Source organism: Pseudomonas sihuiensis (genome assembly GCF_900106015.1).
GTDB classification, from domain to species: domain Bacteria; phylum Pseudomonadota; class Gammaproteobacteria; order Pseudomonadales; family Pseudomonadaceae; genus Aquipseudomonas; species Aquipseudomonas sihuiensis.
In genome coordinates this window covers 4,335,146-4,353,153 of the sequence record NZ_LT629797.1, presented here as the reverse complement: position 1 = coordinate 4,353,153, position 18,008 = coordinate 4,335,146, and the positions used below count along the sequence as shown (strand labels likewise).

The window sequence follows — 18,008 nt, the reverse complement described above, 5'->3', positions numbered from 1 at the left end:
TGTATGCCCCCGCATCGTTGGATAGACCTATCCAATCGACCTGACTCGCAGATCACGACACGGAAATTACGAGCCCCGAAAATGCCCGCAACAGCTAATTGTTTCACCCTGATCAGGGTTGCCCACTACACCAGCATTGAATTTCGGCAGATACTCTGGCACTACCCGTATCAAGGCGGGTAGGAGCCGTCATCGTAACGACAGGAACAACCCTCCAATGAGGCATTTCCAGGAGCCTGAAACAGAGTGGATGTCAGAACTTGGCTGAGCAACCAAGGACAGGCCGAGGCCGATGTACTGTGCGACCACCTGACGGACGACTACAACTTACTGTTGATGAAGTGCTCTGTTCCTCAGCGCTCTAACAGTGAGTTACCTCAGCAGGTAGGAGAACGGAGCTCATCTGCCCCGCCCCTAATCAATCAAACTGGTACTGCACGCCTGCGCCGACATACCAGGCGCGCTCAGGGCCGGGTTCGTAATAGCGGCCGTTGCCATCGCCGACGATCACCGAGCCGATGTACTGGCGATCCAGCAGGTTGTCGATACGCAGCACCTGGTTGAAGGTCAGCGCGCCGGCCTTCTGTTCGAAGCGCGCCTGCCAGTTGAACAGCGCGTAGCTGGGCGCCGCCTTGGCGGTGTTGCTGTCCTCGACGTAGAGCTTGCTGCGATAAAGGCCTTCGACGCTGCTGCTGAACCATTCCAGCGGTTGCCAGGCCAGCTCACCATAGAGGGTGCGCGCGGGAATGCCCGGCAGGTGGTTGCCCGACTCGATCAGCCGGCCGTTGCTGGTGAAGTCCTGGCTGTAGACGGCATCGATCTGGGTGTAGGCGAGATTGGCGCGCAGGGTTTCGCTCAGCTGGCTTTCCAGAGCCAGCTCGACGCCGCGACGGCGGGTCTGGGCGGCATTCTGGAAGCGTGAGCGACCGCCACTGGCTGATTCGACCACCAGTTCGTCGTCGGTATCGATCTGAAACAGCGCCAGTTGCAGGCTGCTCGCCTCGCCCAGACGCGCCTTGAGGCCAACTTCGAACTGCTCGCTGGTGGCCGGCTTGAGGTCGAAGCCGAAGCTGTTGTCGGCGCCCGAATAGGACAACTCGTTAAGCGTCGGCGTCTCCACACCCTTGCCCCAACTGGCGTAGACATTCAGGTCTGGCGACAAGGCGTAGCTGGCGCCCAGGGTTGGCGTCAGCTCGCGGTAGGTGACCGAGCCGCTGTCATCGCCATTGCTCAGGAAGCGGTCGTCCACCTCGAATTCCACCTGGTTGTGGCGCAGGCCGGCCTGCAGGTCGAGCTTGCCCAGCTGCCAGGCAGCCTGGACATAGGGCGACAGGCTGGTGACCTCGTTACGCTCGTCGCGGCGCAGATCGCCTTTGACGCCCAGGGTGCTGCCGACGAAGTTCTCATAGCCCTGGCGATCGTCGCGTGAATGGTCGTAATCCAGGCCGGTGGTGATGGTCAGCAGGCTGCTGCCGAGGTCGAACGACTGGATCCAGCGGTTGCCAATACCGTGGAAGCGCCGTTCGAAATCGATCACTCCACCAGATTGTGTTGGGTTGTTTTCTTGGAACGATTTGCCAATCGACTGGTATTGGATCACCCGTCGTGTACCGCTGTAGACCGTGCTCTGCCAGGTGCCGGCGGCGAAGCTGCGCTCGTAGTTAAGGGCGAACTGGCGATGGTCGACGGTCTTGCGTGTGTTGAACAGCAGGGCGCTGGGGGCGGCGGCGCGGAGGTTGTTCTGTACCTGCGCCCAGGTCAGACCCTGCGGGTCTTGTGTGTCGTTCTGATCCAGTTCGCTGACGCTCAGGCTGAGCTTGCTCGCGTCATCCGGGTACAGGGTCAGCTTGGCGAAGGTCTTGTCGAGGATGGCGCCGCTGTGGTCGCGGTAGCCATCGGTCTCGAAGTGCGAGCGATTGATGATGAAGCCGGCCTTGTCGTTGCCGCCCTCGGCGGCGACCCGGGTACGACTGGTGCTGTAGGCAGCCTGCGAGGTGTCGACGGACACCTTGGGCGCACCTTCGCCATCGCGTGAAAACATCTGGATGACGCCGCCTGAGTTGCTGCCGTAGACGCTAGCGAAGGGACCGCGTAGCACCTCGATGCGCTCCAGGGTATCGAGATCGAACGTCGCCGCCTGGCCCTGACCGTCGGGGTTGGACAGTGGCACACCGTCGGCCAATAGCTTGATGCCACGGATGCCGAAGGCCGAACGCGCGCCAAAGCCGCGCGAGGAAATCTGCAGGTCCTGCGCATAGTTCTGGCGGTTCTGCGCCACCACCCCCGGCACGCTGCCTAGGGCTTCGGACAGGTTGACGCCTGGTTTGCCCAGCGTCGCCTGCTCGGCATCGATGCGGTTGACCGAGAAGGGCAGTTGCCAGCCGCTGGCTTGGTAGCGGCTGCCGGTGATCACCAGTTCGTCGAACTCGTAGGGCGTCTGCTCGGCCATTGCAAGCCCGGGCAACAGGACAATGCAGGTCAGCTTGAAACGCATGAGCAGTCCTTAGTCAATTTCAACTTATTTGTATCCCTAGTTAGATGCAGCCGATGATTTCCTCGCGGCAGAGCAGTCGCTGTCTTGGTGCACCAGGTCAACGAACGCCTATGGCTATCCATCCCGGAAGACGGTACATACCAAGCCAACTTCCCCCCTCCCAACGCCTTCAATCTGATCAATAAAAACTGCATCGCCAAAGGCCTGAGACTGGGTATGAACGTGAGGACTTGGATGACAGAGGCCCCATCACAAAAATAGCGACGCTACAGCGCAGCCGACTGAGTAAGCTCCATAGGCTCAACGAGAGTGTATGCCTATGGAGCTAGGCACTCCGCAAGCCGGTGTTGCTGGCACTGTCTTATCCCACTCGCGCTAACCGACGGCTCAAGCCCTCCGAGTCGCCTCTCAACTAGTAGATATACGCCAGACGGAACTGCAGCGAATGGTCGACCATCGGCCCAGAACGCACCTCCACATCCCGCCAGTACTGCCCCATCAGTTGCCATTGTTTGCCAAGCATCGTCGTGGCCGACAGCCCTATTGTTCCGTTGTTATGGCTAGTTTGCAGAGTCTGCCCATCCAAGGTCTCGCGCGAGCCCCAGTTGTGGCGGTATGACAGCGCCAGCGAGGTGGCCGGGGTGAAGTTGTAACGCAGATGGTTGTGCAACTGCATCAGCGGTTCGCGGCGAGCGCCGGTATCCCGCTGTTCCTGATAGAACTCGGTTTCGGCAATCACATCCCACGTCCAGCGCTCATTGAAGCCATGCACGTAGCCCACCTGGAAATCCGCTGCCCAGCGGTTGTTGCTCAGAGCAAAGCCCTGGTTCTTATCGTCGCCGGTGGGCGCAGTGATGAACAGCGACCAGCCTAGGTGGCGGTTGCGCTCCATGTCGGCCAGAGTCCATACAGTAGCGCCAAAAGTGATGTCGCCGATGCCCTTGTTTTTCTGCCCGTTGACACCGATTTCCTGATGGCCATAAGGAATCACAATCTGTGGATCCCAAATCAGGCCGGTATTGAAGAACTCTGTAAAATGCACCAGACGCAAAACCTCAACAGTCAAATCCAGATCCATATTGTCGGCAACGCGCTTGCCGCCACTGTAAAGGCGGTCGATGCGCGGGTTCTGCTGGTACAGCAAGGCTAGGTCGGTGCCGGCAGGCAATGCAGCGTAGTCGCCAGAGTCAGGCTTGACATCAGCAAGCGCAGGGGTAGCGCATAACGCAAGGATCAGCGAGCACAGCAAGGCGCCACTTTTGTGCAAAAGCGTTTTCATGGGGTTCACCTTTCTACCAGTTAATTGTTATTGGAACGGTTTGAGGCTTGCCCGCTCGCAAGGATTTGCGAGCGGGTCTAGGGGATGGGTTAGTGCGCAACGGCGGCTTCGGTGGCAGCGCGTAGATCGAGACTGCGCTTAATGATGTATTGATGAATCAATTGCATCTGCGGCATGTCCAGCACCCCTGCGAAGCTCGGCATGCCCTTGTTCATGAACGCGCCGCTGACGATACCGACGAAAGCTTGGTGCTTGTCGGCGCTCAGGTAGCGTAGATCCGGGATAACTCCCCCACTGGCCGCGTTGAGGCCGTGGCAGGCACCACACATACCGTTAAACAGGGTGCGTCCCTGAGCGATTTCATCCACCGAAGCCGTCAAGGCTGGCACGTGCGGGGGAAGTACCGGAGCCTTGCGCGGCGGCGGCAACTCACCTTTAGCGCCGAGCTTGAACACTAAAACACGTGACTCAGGTTGCACCTTACCCTTGTCGGTCAACGGACCTGCGATCAGCGGCATGATCCCGCCCCAGCCGGCCATGAACGCCACATACTGCTCACCCTTGACTTCGTAGGTGACCGGCCCGCCGAGCACCCCGGAGTTGGCGCGATGCTCCCACAGTTGCTCACCCTTATCGGCACTGAAAGCCATCACGCGACCATCGGAGGTGCCCTGAAAAACCAGGTTGCCTGCGGTACTCAGGGTGCCGCCATTGCCCGATTCGACATAGTCATGGATCCAGGCAGCCTTCTGCTTGATTGGATCCCAGGCGATCAGGTGACCACGCCAAGCGCTACGAATCTGACTGAGAATTTTCGGATCTTCCGGCAGATCGGGAACGTCCAAGCCGAAGTTCACGACCGACTTGGTCGGCAAGAAAAGCGGCTGGTCGGCGGCCTTGAGTTCGGCCATGGTTTCCTGAGCTGGGATGTACACATAGCCGGTCTGGGGATTGAACGACATTGGGTGCCAGCTATGCCCCCCGAGAAAACTCGGCTGCACTACCTTGGGGGCTTTGGAGTAGTCGGACTGCTCAGTGAGGATTGGGCGTCCTGTCTTGGGGTCAAGGCCGCTAGCCCAATTCACCTGCACAAAGTTATTGCCCGAGATGAACTCACCGTTGGTACGGTCGATCACGTAGAAAAAACCGTTCTTAGGGGCCTGCATCAGCACCTTCCGGGTTTTGCCGGCAATCTGGATGTCGGCCAAGATGATCTGCTGGGTGGCGGTGAAGTCCCAGCGGTCGCCCGGGGTCACCTGAAAGTGCCATACGTATTCGCCGGTTTCGGGGCGCAACGCGACAATCGAGGACAGGTACAGGTTGTCACCTTCACCCTGACTGCGGAACTGGTAATTCCAAGGCGAGCCGTTGCCAGTTCCAATGTAGAGCAGATCTAGCTCGGGATCATAGGACATCGAGTCCCAGACAGTGCCACCACCACCCCACTTGACCCAGCCGCTGCCCTTCCAGGTTTTCATGGCCTTGGCCATAGCTTCGTTTTCAGGGGGCAGTGCGGGGTCGCCGGGCACGGTAAAGAAGCGCCAGGCTTGTTTGCCGGTGTCGGCGTCGTAGGCGGTGACATATCCACGCACGCCAAACTCGGCGCCACCGTTGCCGATCAGCACCTTACCTTTGACGATACGAGGGGCACCGGTGATGGTGTAGCTTTTGCTGGGATCCAGGACGGTGTCAACACTCCAGACCTCCTTGCCGGTGCCGGCGTCGAGGGCGATCAGGCGGCCATCGAAGCTACCTACATAGACCTTACCCTGCCACACAGCCACGCCGCGGTTGACCACGTCGCAGCAGCCCTGGCTGAGTTTTTCCATGGGGATCTTGGGGTCGTACTTCCACAGCGGTTTGCCGGTGGCAGCGTCGAAGGCGTAGACGATGCTGAAGGCGCCGGTGGTATACATCACCCCGTCGACCACGATTGGGGTAGCCTCGGTGCCGCGGTCAATGTCGAGCTTTTGCGTCCAGGCCAAGCCTAGGCTGGCGACGTTCTGGTCGTTGATGCGAGTCAGAGGACTGAAACGCTGCTCGTCATAGGTGCGACCGTGAGCAAGCCAGTTTGCAGCGTCCTGATTGGCATTGAGCAGACGGTTGGCGTCGATGTTGCCGGGGGGGGCCGCGTGGGCGAGCGTGGCTAAGCAAAGCAAGGAAAGCGGCATCAAGAGTTTCATTTTTATATTTATCTCTTTCAGGGTTGATCTTGGGCTTGTGTATAGGTGCTCTGACAGAATTAGAGCAAAAGAAGGACGAAAGAACGTTTGCTTGCGTGCCAAGCACTGTTGATTGCCTGCCATGTTGCGGGGGCGTGATGCCTGAGGATTAAGGTCTGGCGAGATGGTGATCATCCTAGCGGTGGAGAAAACCCAGACAGTCGCCAAGTAAGACTCCAATCGCCTGAACGAAAAATGCCGCACCTTGAAGGGTGCGGCATTTTTCGTTACAGCGCTCGGATCAGTTCAACGCGTCACGGCTGTGCACGCCGTCGACCAGACGCTGGATGCCCAGCGGGTTGGCGTTCTGCAGCGCTTCGGGCAGGACCTCGTCCGGGTAGTTCTGGTAGCACACCGGACGCAGGAAACGGTGGATCGCCAGGGTGCCGACCGAAGTGCCGCGGGCGTCGGAAGTCGCCGGGTACGGGCCGCCATGCACCATGGAGTCGCAGACTTCCACGCCAGTCGGGTAACCATTGAGCAGCACGCGGCCGGCTTTGACTTCCAGCAACGGCAGCAGGTCGCGGAAGGCGCTGAGGTCTTCACGCTCGGCGATCAGGGTGGCGGTCAGTTGGCCGTGCATGCTTTGCAGCGCGCGGGTCAGCTCGGCGCTGTCGGCGACTTCGACGACGATGCTGGTCGGGCCGAAGACTTCCTCCTGCAGCAGGTGGTCGCCTTCGAGCAGCATGCTCACGTCAGCCTTGAATAGCTGCGGCTGCGCCTGGTTGCCGGCCTGCTCGTTGCCTGCCAGGTGGCTGACTTTTGCATGGCCTTTGAGCTGCGCCACACCGTTGGCGTAGCTGCGCAGGGTGCCGGCGTTGAGCATGGTCTGCGCCGGTTGCGCGCCGATGGCATCGGCCAGACCGGCGACGAACTCGCTGAACTCGGCGCTGCGAATGCCGATGATCAGGCCAGGATTGGTACAGAACTGGCCGCAGCCCAGCACTACGGAACCCGCCAGCTCCTTGGCCACGGTGACGCCACGCGCTTGCAGGGCGCCCGGCAGGACGATCACCGGGTTGACGCTGGACATCTCGGCGAATACCGGGATCGGCTGCGGACGGGCAGCGGCCATGTCGCACAGGGCGCGACCGCCTTTCAGCGAACCGGTGAAGCCGACAGCCTGGATGGCCGGGTGCTTGACCAGAATCTCGCCGACGCCACCGCCGAAGATCATGTTGAACACGCCCTTGGGCATGCCGGTTTTCTCGGCGGCGCGAATCACTGCGTCAGCCACGCACTCGGCAGTGGCCATGTGGCCGCTGTGCGCCTTGAACACCACCGGGCAACCGGCAGCCAGAGCCGAGGCGGTATCGCCACCCGCGGTGGAGAAGGCCAGCGGGAAGTTGCTGGCACCGAACACGGCGACCGGACCGACGCCGATCTGGTACTGACGCAGATCCGGGCGCGGCAGCGGCTGGCGATCCGGCAGGGCGCGGTCGATCCGTGCACCGTAGAAGTCACCACGACGCAGCACCTTGGCGAACAGACGCATCTGGCCACTTGTACGACTACGCTCGCCCTGGATACGGGCAGCCGGCAGTGCGGTTTCGCGGCAGACCAGGGCGACGAAGTCATCACCGAGGGCGTCGATTTCGTCGGCGATGGCCTCGAGGAACTCGGCACGACGCACAACCGACAGATTGCGGTAGGTCGGGTAAGCGGCGGCAGCAGCCTGGGCGGCCGCGTCGACTTCTTCCGGCGTGGCCTGGATGAAAGTGTACGGCAGCGCTTCACCGCTGCTGGCGTCGAGGCTTTTGTGCTCCACGGTGCCGGCAGCGCGGCGCTCACCGCCGATGTAATTGTGGCCAGTCAGACTCAGCATGGCGTTCTCCTGTCAGTAAATGGCGGGCAAGGCGCCATCGGGACAATGAATGAGGCCCGGCGGCAAAGCCGGGATGCACAACCACCTGCGCAGTTGTAGGACGTATGATAAGTGACAACATATCTATTTGTCCTCGGATACGCACGCTTGAAGCAAAGTAAGTTGCAATGCCTTGCAGACTGAACCAGGAAATCGGCCAAGCGACATGGTGCGGATTGGGCAAAAGCCCACGGACGCTATGGGAAAATTCCATGTGTGTTTGATGCGCGCGGTATGGTGCAAAAAACCGGTAGCCGGACGCTGGCCTGAACGATCACGACGCGGTGTGCGCCCCGGTATTGATGCAGTGGCTGTGGTTGCGCGGCCATGCGCTCTGCTGGCGCGGAGGCTCTCAGGCACATGCCCTCGGGCTATCGATCAGCAGCCGAGACGGGTCAACGATTGCTCAGGCCTGGACATCTGCGGCTTCGTCCAGACCCGGGCGAGCAGGCGCTCTGGCCACCTCCAGGCGGTCACGACCGCGTTGCTTGGCCTGGTAGAGCAGCTTGTCGACGGCGCTGAGGAAGTCCTGCGAACGGTCGTGGGCGCCCGGCACGATGGTGCCCACGCCGAGGCTGATGGTGAGCAGCGACGACACGGCGGAGCGCGCGTGCGCGATGCGCTGCTGACGCACCTGCTGGCGGCAGCGTTCGGCAATGTGCCGGGCGGCGGCCTCATCGGTCTCCGGCAGCACCAGCACGAACTCCTCGCCACCGAAGCGGCCGACGAAATCCCGCGGCCTTTTGACCGCGCGGCTCAGCGCCTGACCGACGCTCTTCAGGCAATCATCGCCCTGAACGTGGCCGTAATGGTCGTTGTACTGCTTGAAATGGTCGATATCCAGCAGGATCAGTGATAACGGCTGCTGACTACGCTGGGCGTTGGCCCATTCGGTGGCCAGCACCATGTCGAACATGCGCCGGTTGGCCACACCGGTGAGGCCGTCCTTGTAGGAGTACTCCTCCAGCTGCTTCTGCAGGGTCAGCAGCTGTTCCTCGGTCTTCTTGCGCTCGCTGATGTCGAACATGAAGCCGATCAGCGCGTCTACCTCGCCGTTATCGTCGCGCACCACATGCACCACGTCGCGAATCCACACGTAGTCGCCAGCGGCGGTCAGCGCGCGGTAGTCGGCCTCATGATCGACGCCGTTCTGCGACTGCGAGATGCAGAATTGCACCACCTTTTCGCGGTCGTCCGGGTGCATGCGCGTCGCCCAGTCCTCGGCGCTGACCCAACTGGCCTGTGACCAGCCCAGCAGGCTCTCGATCTGCGGGCCGATATAGGCGAAGGTCATGGTCTTCCAGTCGATCTTCCAGGGGATCGCCTTGGTGGACTCCAGCAAGGTCTTGTACACCGCCTGATCAGTTGCTGCGCTCATGTCCACCACCTCTGCCCGCCTTGCGCTTCGTTATAGCGCAAAGGCGGGTGGAGGGTGGTGCAATCCTTACTCGTCCGCTTGCAAACCCGCATACAGACGCGTCAGCTCGTTGAGCTGGCGAAACAGCGAATCGGCGCTCACGGTGGGCACGGAGGACTGGGTGTTGTGCAGGTCGATGCCCTTGAGGGTAAAGCCCCAGTGGGCGCGGGCGCGACGCTGGGTGTTGGCGATTTCCTCGTTCGGCGTGCCGCGGGCCTCCAGCTCCTTGAGGATGGTCTCGAAATCGCTCACGGCTTTGTCCAGCTTGGCGTCCAGGTCCGGCGCAGGCACACGCCAGGACTTGGCCATGTAGAGCATTCCGGCTTGGCTTCGACCTGCTGGCGATGAACAGCCCAGGTGGCGTCGACCTTGGCCAGCGCAGCCTTGATCTCGGCAGTGGGTGCGTAACCGGCCAGGGCCTTCTGGCTGGCATCGAAGTGCTCGACGGTTTCCTGCAACTGACGCTGAGCGGCATCGACACGCACATCCGCCCCCAGCATCAGGTAATTCTTGACCATGCGCTGGCTCAGCGAACGCTGCAGGCCGGCCATGTTCATGGCTTAGGAATCGCTCAACTGCGCCAGGCCAGGCTGGGCATGCTTACCAGCGTGCTACAGGCGAGCAGAAAAATAGACAGATACTTCTTCAAAACGTCGATACTCCAAAATTCGAGGACGAGGCAATACACCATAGACCGGCGCCTACAGTGACGGGTAAACCCTTGAATGCGGGATTTTTATTGGAATGCGGAGGGGCAGTTTCGGCAGGGATGAATACCCGGCTACTGTGCAAGGGGCGCAACAATAGCTGCTAAAAAGCCATCATTCTGTGCGGACAGTCATGCTCGTCGCATACCGTATTGCTGTGTCAGGGCGGTGCACGACCCTATCAGGCCCAACCTTCAAGGCGCATGGTGGCGCGCACCAGGCGCTGCTCTTCCTGCTCGATCTCCTGCAGATTGTCGCGAATGCTGTTGATATGGTCGCGAGCGGCGCGCTGCGCCTGTTCCGGCAGGCGTTCGATTACCGCGTGATACAGCCGTGAATGCTGGCGGTCGATCTGCCGCTTCTGCGCCGGGCGGTGGTAGAGGTTGTTCACCGAGGCGAATACGGTGCTGAGCATCAGGTCGGTCAGCGATTGCAGGGTATGCACCAGCACCGGATTGTGCGAGGCCTCGCAGATGGCCAGGTGGAAGGCATGATCGAGGCGTGCGTGTTCGCGCGGGTCGACCGGGCTGTCCTGGGCATGGGCGGCGAGCATTTCCTCGTAACGTCGGGTCAGCAGGACGAAATCCGCCTCGGTGCCACGCAGCGCCGCCAGGCGCGCCGATTCGCCTTCGAGCAGGCCGCGTACTTCCAGCAGGTCATACAGGGTGCGCGGCTGCGAGTTGAACAGATGCATCAGCGGGCTGGCGTCGCGCTCGCCACTGAGCTTGGCCACCCGTGAGTCGCGACCCTGGGCGGTGTCGATGATGCCGCGACCGCGCAACACCTTGAGGCCTTCGCGCAGCGCAGAACGGGAGATGCCCAGCTTTTCGCACAGGCGCCGTTCCGACGGCAGTGGCTGGCCCACCTTGAGTACGCCGTCGACGATCAGCCGCTCGATGCGCTCGGCCACCACGTCACTCACCTGGCGTCGTGCAGCACCCTGATTCGTATTCATTTTCAGCCCTCCAATAACTGGTCGTACCAGTTTTCGCAGGCACATTCACTTGCGTTCGAAGCCAGTGCCCAGGCCTTAAAGCATAAGTCTTTTGTCTGGATCGCGGTGAAAGACTGACGAAAGAAACTGGTCATACCAGCACAAGCAAAGATGGACGGAAAAATACAGACGGCCTAAAGATGCAGACCAAGGTCTGCAGCATGACCGCCAATAACAACATCGTCCACGATTGAGCCTGCCATGAGTATTCTGTACGACGAGCGCGTCGACGGCGCGCTACCCAAGGTCGACAAGGCCGCCTTGCTGGCCGAGCTGCGCCAGCGCCTGCCCGACCTTGACATCCTGCATACCCAGGAAGACCTCAAGCCTTACGAGTGCGATGGCCTCTCCGCCTATCGCACCACACCCATGCTGGTGGTACTGCCAGAGCACATCGAGCAGGTGCAGCAGTTGCTCAAGCTCTGCCATGCCCGTGGCGTACCGGTGGTGGCGCGCGGCGCCGGTACCGGTCTGTCCGGCGGCGCACTGCCGCTGGAGCAGGGCATCCTGCTGGTGATGGCGCGCTTCAACCAGATTCTCGAGATCAACCGCGAAGGCCGCTTCGCCCGCGTGCAGCCCGGCGTGCGCAACCTGGCGATCTCCCAGGCCGCCGCGCCCTTCGACCTGTATTACGCCCCCGACCCGTCCTCGCAGATCGCCTGCTCCATCGGCGGCAACGTCGCCGAAAATGCCGGTGGCGTGCACTGCCTGAAGTACGGCCTGACCGTGCATAACCTGCTCAAGGTCGACATCCTCACCGTCGAAGGCGAGTTCATGACCCTCGGCAGCGATGCCCTGGATGCACCGGGTTTCGACCTGCTGGCGCTGTTCACCGGCTCCGAGGGCATGCTTGGCATCGTCACCGAGGTGACGGTCAAGCTGCTGCCCAAGCCGCAGGTGGCCAAGGTGCTGCTGGCGGCCTTCGACTCGGTGGAAAAGGCCGGCCGCGCCGTGGGTGACATCATCGCGGCCGGTATCATCCCCGGCGGCCTGGAGATGATGGACAACCTGGCGATCCGTGCCGCCGAAGACTTCATCCACGCCGGCTACCCGGTGGAGGCCGAAGCCATTCTGCTCTGCGAGCTGGACGGCGTGGAGGCCGATGTGGCCGACGACTGCGAGCGCGTGCGTGAGGTGCTGGAAAAGGCCGGCGCCACCGAAGTGCGCCTGGCCCGCGACGAGGCCGAGCGGGTGAAATTCTGGGCCGGGCGCAAGAACGCCTTCCCCGCGGTCGGGCGCATCTCGCCGGACTACTACTGCATGGACGGCACCATCCCGCGTCGCGAGCTACCCGGCGTACTGCGCGGCATCGCCGAGCTGTCCGAAGAGTACGGCCTGCGCGTGGCCAACGTGTTCCACGCCGGCGACGGCAACATGCACCCGCTGATCCTCTTCGATGCCAACGTACCCGGCGAGCTGGAACGCGCCGAGGCCATCGGCGGCAAGATCCTCGAACTCTGCGTCAAGGTCGGCGGCAGCATCACCGGCGAGCACGGCGTTGGCCGCGAGAAGATCAACCAGATGTGCGCACAGTTCAACAGCGACGAGATCACCCTGTTCCACGCGGTGAAGGCGGCGTTCGACCCCAGCGGTCTGCTCAATCCGGGCAAGAACATCCCCACCCTGCACCGCTGCGCCGAGTTCGGCGCCATGCACGTGCACCACGGCCAACTGCCCTTCCCGGAACTGGAGCGCTTCTGATGTCGCATGATTTCGATGCCAGCGCCGCGTTGCTGGAACAAGTCAACTACGCGCTGAACAGTGCCACCCCGCTGCGCATCCAGGGCAGCGGCAGCAAGGCCCATCTGGGTCGTGTCACCACGGGCGAAGTGCTGGATACCCGCCTGCATCGCGGGATCGTCAGCTACGACCCCACCGAGCTGGTACTCACCGCCCGCGCCGGGACGCCGCTCAGCGAGATCGAGGCAGCGCTGGAAGCCAACAACCAGATGCTGCCCTGCGAGCCGCCGCACCTGGGCGATGGCGCCACATTGGGCGGCATGGTCGCCACCGGGCTGTCCGGCCCGCGCCGGCCCTGGGCCGGTTCGGTGCGCGACCAGGTGCTCGGCACTCGCGTGATCACCGGCCAGGGCAAGCTGCTGCGCTTCGGCGGCGAGGTGATGAAGAACGTCGCCGGCTACGACCTGTCGCGCCTGATGGCCGGCAGCTTCGGCTGCCTCGGCCTGCTCGCCGAGGTGTCGATCAAGGTGCTGCCCAAACCGCGCCAGGTACTCAGCCTGCGCCTGCAAATGGACGCCCTGCATGCCCTGAACAAGCTCGCCGAATGGGGTCAGCAGCCGCTGCCGATCAGCGCCGCCAGCCACGACGGCGCGGCGCTGCACCTGCGCCTGGAGGGTGGCGAAGGCTCGGTTCAGGCCGCGCGCCAACGCCTTGGTGGCGAAGAGATCGACAACGGCTACTGGCATGAACTGCGCGAACAGCGCCTACCGTTCTTCGCTGGCGAGGGCACCCTGTGGCGCCTGTCGCTGCCGGCCAACAGTGGTCTGCTCGACCTGCCCGGTCGCCAGATGATCGACTGGGGCGGCGCGCAACGCTGGCTGATAACCGACGCCGATGGCGAGCTGATCCAGCGCGTGACGGCCAAGCTCGGCGGCCACGCCACCTGCTTCGCTGCCGGCCAGGCGCAACCTTTCCAGCCGCTGGCCGCACCGCTGCTGCGCTACCAGCGCCAGCTGAAGAACCAGCTCGACCCCCAGGGTATTTTCAACCCTGGCCGCATGTACGCCGAGGTATAAGACGTGCAGACCAATTTGAGTGAACAGGCCAAACGCCTGCCGCGCGCCGAGGAAGCCGAACGCATCTTGCGCTCCTGCGTGCACTGTGGCTTCTGTAATGCCACCTGCCCGACCTATCAGTTGCTCGGCGACGAGCTCGACGGCCCGCGCGGGCGTATCTACCTGATCAAGCAGATGCTCGAAGGCAACGAAGTCACGGCCAAGACCCAGGAGCACCTGGATCGCTGTCTGACCTGCCGCAACTGCGAGACCACCTGCCCGTCCGGCGTGCAGTACCACAACCTGCTGGATATCGGCCGCGAAGTGGTCGAGCAGGCGGTGCCGCGGCCACTGAACGAACGCCTGCTGCGTCAGGGCCTGCGCGCCGTGGTGCCACGACCGGCGCTGTTCAAGACGCTGACCCAGACTGGCCTGGCCCTGCGCCCGCTGCTGCCGGCCGCGCTCAAGGCCAAGCTGCCACGCGAAATTCGCCCGGCCAAGCCACGCCCGACGCAGCAGCACACGCGCCGCGTGTTGATGCTCGAAGGTTGCGTGCAGCCGGGGCTGTCGCCCAACACCAACGCCGCCACCGCGCGAGTGCTCGATCGCCTAGGCATCAGTGTCACGCCAATCCGCGAGGCCGGCTGCTGCGGCGCCGTCGACTATCACCTCAACGCTCAGGAGGCCGGCCTGCAACGCGCCCGGCAGAACATCGACGCCTGGTGGCCGGCCATCGAGGCCGGCACCGAAGCCATCGTGCAGACCGCCAGCGGCTGCGGCGCCTTCGTCAAGGACTACGGCCATCTGCTCGCCAGCGACCCAGCCTATGCGAGCAAGGCGGCGCGGGTCAGTGCCCTGGCCAAGGATTTGGTCGAGGTGCTGCAAAGCGAGCCACTGGAGCAGTTGCAGGTACGCGCCGAGCAGCGCCTGGCCTTCCATTGCCCCTGCACCCTGCAGCATGCACAGAAGCTCGGCGGCGCTGTTGAAGGCGTGCTGACGCGCCTCGGTTTCGGCCTCACTGCCGTGCCGGACAGCCATCTGTGCTGCGGCTCGGCCGGCACCTATTCGCTGACCCAGCCGGTGTTGTCACGCCAGCTGCGCGACAACAAGCTCAATGCCCTGGAAAGCGGCAAACCGGACGCCATCGTCACCGCCAATATCGGTTGCCAGACCCATCTGGACGGCGCCGGACGTACGCCGGTAAGGCACTGGATCGAAATAGTCGAAGAGGCCATGCACTGATCGCCGTAGCCCAATTCGGGACAACGAACGCCGCAAATCCCGGATTGCATCCGGGCTATGAAACCACGTATATGAGGTATGCCATGCAACATAAAGCCGTACTCAGCCAGAACGAAGTCGCCCAGATCCTTCAGGCAGCCCGCAGCGAAGCGCAGCAACAGGGCTGGGCTGTAGCCATCGCCGTGGTCGACGACGGCGGTCACCCGCTGGCCCTGGAACGCCTCGACGGCTGCGCGCCGATCGGCGCCTACATCGCCACCGAGAAAGCGCGCAGCGCCGCCATCGGCCGCCGCGAGACCAAGGGTTACGAGGACATGGTTAATGGTGGTCGCAGCGCTTTCCTCAGCGCACCGCTGGTGACTTCATTGGAAGGTGGCGTACCGGTGCTGGTGGATGGCCAGGTGGTGGGTGCCGTGGGCGTGTCCGGGGTCAAGGCCGAGCAGGATGCGCAGGTGGCCAAGGCGGGGATAGCAGTGCTGTAAGCAGCGCGCATCGTTTTCTCCCCTCTCCCGCTTGCGGGAGAGGGGCTGGGGGAGAGGGCTGGAAGCGACGCGAAACGCCGCTATTCCCCTCTCCCTAACCCTCTCCCCAGAGGGGCGAGGGGACTGATCGAGGCGAGACGAAATTCATAGGCATCCCAGGCAACCGGATGCAGACAGGAGAACAGAAAAATGACCGAACGCGTGCAATGTCAGCGCCTGCAGGTAGCCGCCGAGCTCAAGCAATTCATCGAAAGCGAAGTGCTGCCCGGCAGCGGGATCGAGGCTGCGGCCTTCTGGAGCGGTTTCGACGCGCTGGTGCACGACCTGGCCCCGCGCAACCGCACCCTGCTGGCCGAGCGTGACCGTCTGCAGACCGAGCTGGATAACTGGCATCGCGCCAACCCCGGCCCGATCACCGACATGGCCGCCTACCGCGCCTTCCTCGGCTCCATCGGTTACCTGCTGCCGCAGCCGGAGCAGGTTAAGGCCAGCACCGCCAACGTCGACAGCGAAATCGCCACCCAGGCTGGCCCACAGCTGGTAGTGCCGGTGATGAACGCACGCTACGCACTGAACGCTGCCAACGCCCGCTGGGGCTCGCTGTACGACGCCCTGTATGGCACCGACGCGATCAGCGAAGAGGGTGGTGCGAGCAAGGGCCCGGGCTACAACGAAGTACGCGGCGCCAAGGTGATCGCCTTCGCCCGCGCCTTCCTCGACCAGGCGGCGCCGCTGGCCAAGGGCTCGCACGCCGACGCCAGTGCCTATGCCGTGGTCGCCGGCCAGTTGCAGGTGACCCTGAGCAGCGGCGCGCAGACCTCCCTGGCGCAACCGGAGAAGTTCGTCGGCTACCAAGGTGAGGCCGCCACGCCGAGCGCGGTGCTGCTGAAAAACAACGGTTTGCACTTCGAGATTCAGATCGACGCCAGCAGCCCCATTGGCAGCACCGACGCCGCCGGCGTGAAAGACGTGCTGATGGAAGCGGCGCTGTCGACCATCATGGACTGCGAGGACTCCGTGGCAGCCGTCGACGCCGCCGACAAGGTGGTGGTCTACCGCAACTGGCTGGGCCTGATGAAGGGCGATCTGGTCGAGGAACTGGAAAAAGGCGGCAAGCGCATCACCCGCCGCCTCAACCCGGATCGCACCTACACCGCCGCCAATGGCAGCGAACTGACCCTGCATGGCCGCTCGCTGCTGTTCGTGCGCAACGTCGGCCACCTGATGAGCAACCCGGCGATCCTCGATGGTGAAGGCCATGAGATTCCCGAGGGCATCCTCGATGCGGTGGTCACCAGCCTAATCGCCCTGCACGACCTGCAGCGTCGCGGCAACTCGCGTACCGGCAGCGTCTATATCGTCAAGCCGAAGATGCACGGCCCGTTCGAAGTGGCCTTCGCCAACGAGCTGTTCGGTCGCGTCGAACAGCTGCTGGGCATGCCGAACAATACCCTGAAGATGGGCATCATGGACGAGGAGCGGCGCACCAGCGTCAACCTCAAAGCCTGCATCGAGGCCGCCAGCGCGCGGGTGGCCTTCATCAATACCGGTTTTCTCGACCGCACCGGCGACGAGATGCACACCGCCATGGAAGCCGGCGCCATGCTGCGCAAGGGCGATATGAAATCCAGCGCCTGGATCCAGGCCTACGAGCGCAACAACGTGCTGGTCGGCCTGGCCTGCGGGCTACGCGGCAAGGCGCAGATCGGCAAAGGCATGTGGGCCATGCCGGACCTGATGGCGGCCATGCTCGAACAGAAGATCGGCCACCCGAAAGCCGGCGCCAACACCGCCTGGGTGCCGTCGCCGACCGCCGCCGTGCTGCACGCCCTGCACTACCACAAGATCGACGTGCAGGCGGTGCAGAGCGAGCTGGAGCTGATCGACCCGGCCAGTCAGCGCGACAGCCTGCTGAATGACCTGCTCAGCGTACCGGTCAGTGCCGAACGCCCCTGGAGCGCCAGCGATATTCAGCAGGAACTGGACAACAACTGCCAGGGCATCCTCGGTTACGTGGTGCGCTGGGTCGAGCAAGGCGTCGGCTGCTCCAAGGTGCCGGACATCCACAACGTCGGCCTGATGGAAGACCGCGCCACCCTGCGCATCTCCGCCCAGCACATCGCCAACTGGCTGCACCACGGCGTGGTCAGCGAGGCCCAGGTACGTGAGACGCTGCAGCGCATGGCGCAGGTGGTCGACGGACAGAATGCCGGCGATGCGGCCTACCGCCCGATGGCACCGAACTTCGAGCAATCCCACGCCTTCCGCGCCGCCAGCGACCTGGTATTCAAGGGCCGCGAGCAACCGTCCGGTTACACCGAGCCGCTGCTGCATGCCTGGCGTTTGCGCTTTAAAGAGGAGGTCTGAACATCTCACCGATCATGTAGGAGCGGCGCCCCGCCGCGAAGCTGGAGAAAAGCTTCGCCCCGGGGCGGGGCTCCTACACAAGGGGGTTAACAACCGTGGATGGCTATTGATGCCTTCACGGAGCAGTAGCAAGCCCTGACGGTTTCTGACCGTCGGGGCTTTCGAGCATGAGCGCGGCGGCTGCCGTCGCAGCTCACGGAAAGGT

Annotated in this window: 13 protein-coding genes; 5 read left to right on the top strand and 8 right to left on the bottom strand. The window is 62.9% G+C overall.

What is annotated here, in order from left to right:
• Nucleotides 1-418 precede the first annotated feature (418 nt).
• The 8 genes from BLT86_RS20470 to glcC form a co-directional block, all read right to left on the bottom strand.
• Nucleotides 419-2,494, bottom strand: a complete 2,076-nt coding sequence (locus tag BLT86_RS20470) for a TonB-dependent receptor family protein (protein ID WP_092379221.1) — start codon at nt 2,492-2,494, stop codon at nt 419-421.
• A gap of 412 nt (nt 2,495-2,906) precedes the next feature.
• Entirely contained in the window at nt 2,907-3,773 is an 867-nt protein-coding gene (locus BLT86_RS20465) for a transporter (protein ID WP_092379217.1), read from the bottom strand.
• 89 nt (nt 3,774-3,862) lie between these two features.
• On the bottom strand, nt 3,863-5,956 hold the full coding sequence (locus tag BLT86_RS20460; protein ID WP_092379213.1) for a PQQ-dependent dehydrogenase, methanol/ethanol family: 2,094 nt from the start codon (nt 5,954-5,956) through the stop codon (nt 3,863-3,865).
• A 280-nt stretch (nt 5,957-6,236) separates the two neighbouring features.
• Complete coding sequence (locus tag BLT86_RS20455; protein ID WP_092379210.1) at nt 6,237-7,820, bottom strand: aldehyde dehydrogenase (NADP(+)); 1,584 nt, start codon at nt 7,818-7,820, stop codon at nt 6,237-6,239.
• A 445-nt stretch (nt 7,821-8,265) separates the two neighbouring features.
• Nucleotides 8,266-9,237: a GGDEF domain-containing protein gene (locus BLT86_RS20450; RefSeq protein WP_092379208.1), complete on the bottom strand. Its 972-nt coding sequence runs from the start codon at nt 9,235-9,237 to the stop codon at nt 8,266-8,268.
• Nucleotides 9,238-9,303: 66 nt separating this feature from the next.
• The gene (locus BLT86_RS26010) at nt 9,304-9,528 is read right to left on the bottom strand and encodes a hypothetical protein (RefSeq protein WP_169713332.1); all 225 of its coding nucleotides are present in this window, start codon (nt 9,526-9,528) and stop codon (nt 9,304-9,306) included.
• Nucleotides 9,525-9,833 carry a type IV pili methyl-accepting chemotaxis transducer N-terminal domain-containing protein gene (locus BLT86_RS26005; RefSeq protein WP_169713333.1) on the bottom strand — a complete coding sequence of 103 codons (309 nt, stop codon included), beginning with the start codon at nt 9,831-9,833 and terminating at the stop codon, nt 9,525-9,527. Before BLT86_RS26005 ends, BLT86_RS26010 begins: the two co-directional genes overlap by 4 nt.
• Before the next feature lie 331 nt (nt 9,834-10,164).
• Entirely contained in the window at nt 10,165-10,938 is a 774-nt protein-coding gene (glcC, locus tag BLT86_RS20440) for a transcriptional regulator GlcC (protein ID WP_004423071.1), read from the bottom strand.
• Between the two features lie 240 nt (nt 10,939-11,178).
• Between glcC and glcD the strand changes: the two genes are divergently transcribed.
• The 5 genes from glcD (at nt 11,179) to BLT86_RS20415 (ending at nt 17,803) form a co-directional block, all read left to right on the top strand.
• Complete coding sequence (gene glcD, locus BLT86_RS20435) at nt 11,179-12,678, top strand: glycolate oxidase subunit GlcD (protein WP_092379205.1); 1,500 nt, start codon at nt 11,179-11,181, stop codon at nt 12,676-12,678.
• Nucleotides 12,678-13,733: a glycolate oxidase subunit GlcE gene (gene glcE, locus BLT86_RS20430; protein WP_074857081.1), complete on the top strand. Its 1,056-nt coding sequence runs from the start codon at nt 12,678-12,680 to the stop codon at nt 13,731-13,733. Before glcD ends, glcE begins: the two co-directional genes overlap by 1 nt.
• Nucleotides 13,734-13,736: 3 nt before the next feature.
• The gene (gene glcF / locus BLT86_RS20425; RefSeq protein ID WP_074857084.1) at nt 13,737-14,954 is read left to right on the top strand and encodes a glycolate oxidase subunit GlcF; all 1,218 of its coding nucleotides are present in this window, start codon (nt 13,737-13,739) and stop codon (nt 14,952-14,954) included.
• An 83-nt stretch (nt 14,955-15,037) separates the two neighbouring features.
• Complete coding sequence (locus tag BLT86_RS20420; protein WP_092379202.1) at nt 15,038-15,436, top strand: heme-binding protein; 399 nt, start codon at nt 15,038-15,040, stop codon at nt 15,434-15,436.
• Nucleotides 15,437-15,625: 189 nt separating this feature from the next.
• A complete protein-coding gene (locus tag BLT86_RS20415; protein ID WP_092379199.1) occupies nt 15,626-17,803 on the top strand; it encodes a malate synthase G in 2,178 nt (725 codons plus the stop codon).
• Nucleotides 17,804-18,008: the final 205 nt, after the last annotated feature.

Coding starts and splice junctions, on each gene's coding strand:
- BLT86_RS20420 (WP_092379202.1), top strand. CDS start 15,038: ATGCAACATAAAGCCGTACTCAGCCAGAACGAAGTCGCCCAGATCCTT.
- glcD (WP_092379205.1), top strand. CDS start 11,179: ATGAGTATTCTGTACGACGAGCGCGTCGACGGCGCGCTACCCAAGGTC.
- glcE (WP_074857081.1), top strand. CDS start 12,678: ATGTCGCATGATTTCGATGCCAGCGCCGCGTTGCTGGAACAAGTCAAC.
- BLT86_RS20460 (WP_092379213.1), bottom strand. CDS start 5,956: ATGAAACTCTTGATGCCGCTTTCCTTGCTTTGCTTAGCCACGCTCGCC.
- BLT86_RS20415 (WP_092379199.1), top strand. CDS start 15,626: ATGACCGAACGCGTGCAATGTCAGCGCCTGCAGGTAGCCGCCGAGCTC.
- BLT86_RS20470 (WP_092379221.1), bottom strand. CDS start 2,494: ATGCGTTTCAAGCTGACCTGCATTGTCCTGTTGCCCGGGCTTGCAATG.
- BLT86_RS26005 (WP_169713333.1), bottom strand. CDS start 9,833: ATGAACATGGCCGGCCTGCAGCGTTCGCTGAGCCAGCGCATGGTCAAG.
- BLT86_RS20450 (WP_092379208.1), bottom strand. CDS start 9,237: ATGAGCGCAGCAACTGATCAGGCGGTGTACAAGACCTTGCTGGAGTCC.
- BLT86_RS20465 (WP_092379217.1), bottom strand. CDS start 3,773: ATGAAAACGCTTTTGCACAAAAGTGGCGCCTTGCTGTGCTCGCTGATC.
- BLT86_RS20455 (WP_092379210.1), bottom strand. CDS start 7,820: ATGCTGAGTCTGACTGGCCACAATTACATCGGCGGTGAGCGCCGCGCT.
- glcC (WP_004423071.1), bottom strand. CDS start 10,938: ATGAATACGAATCAGGGTGCTGCACGACGCCAGGTGAGTGACGTGGTG.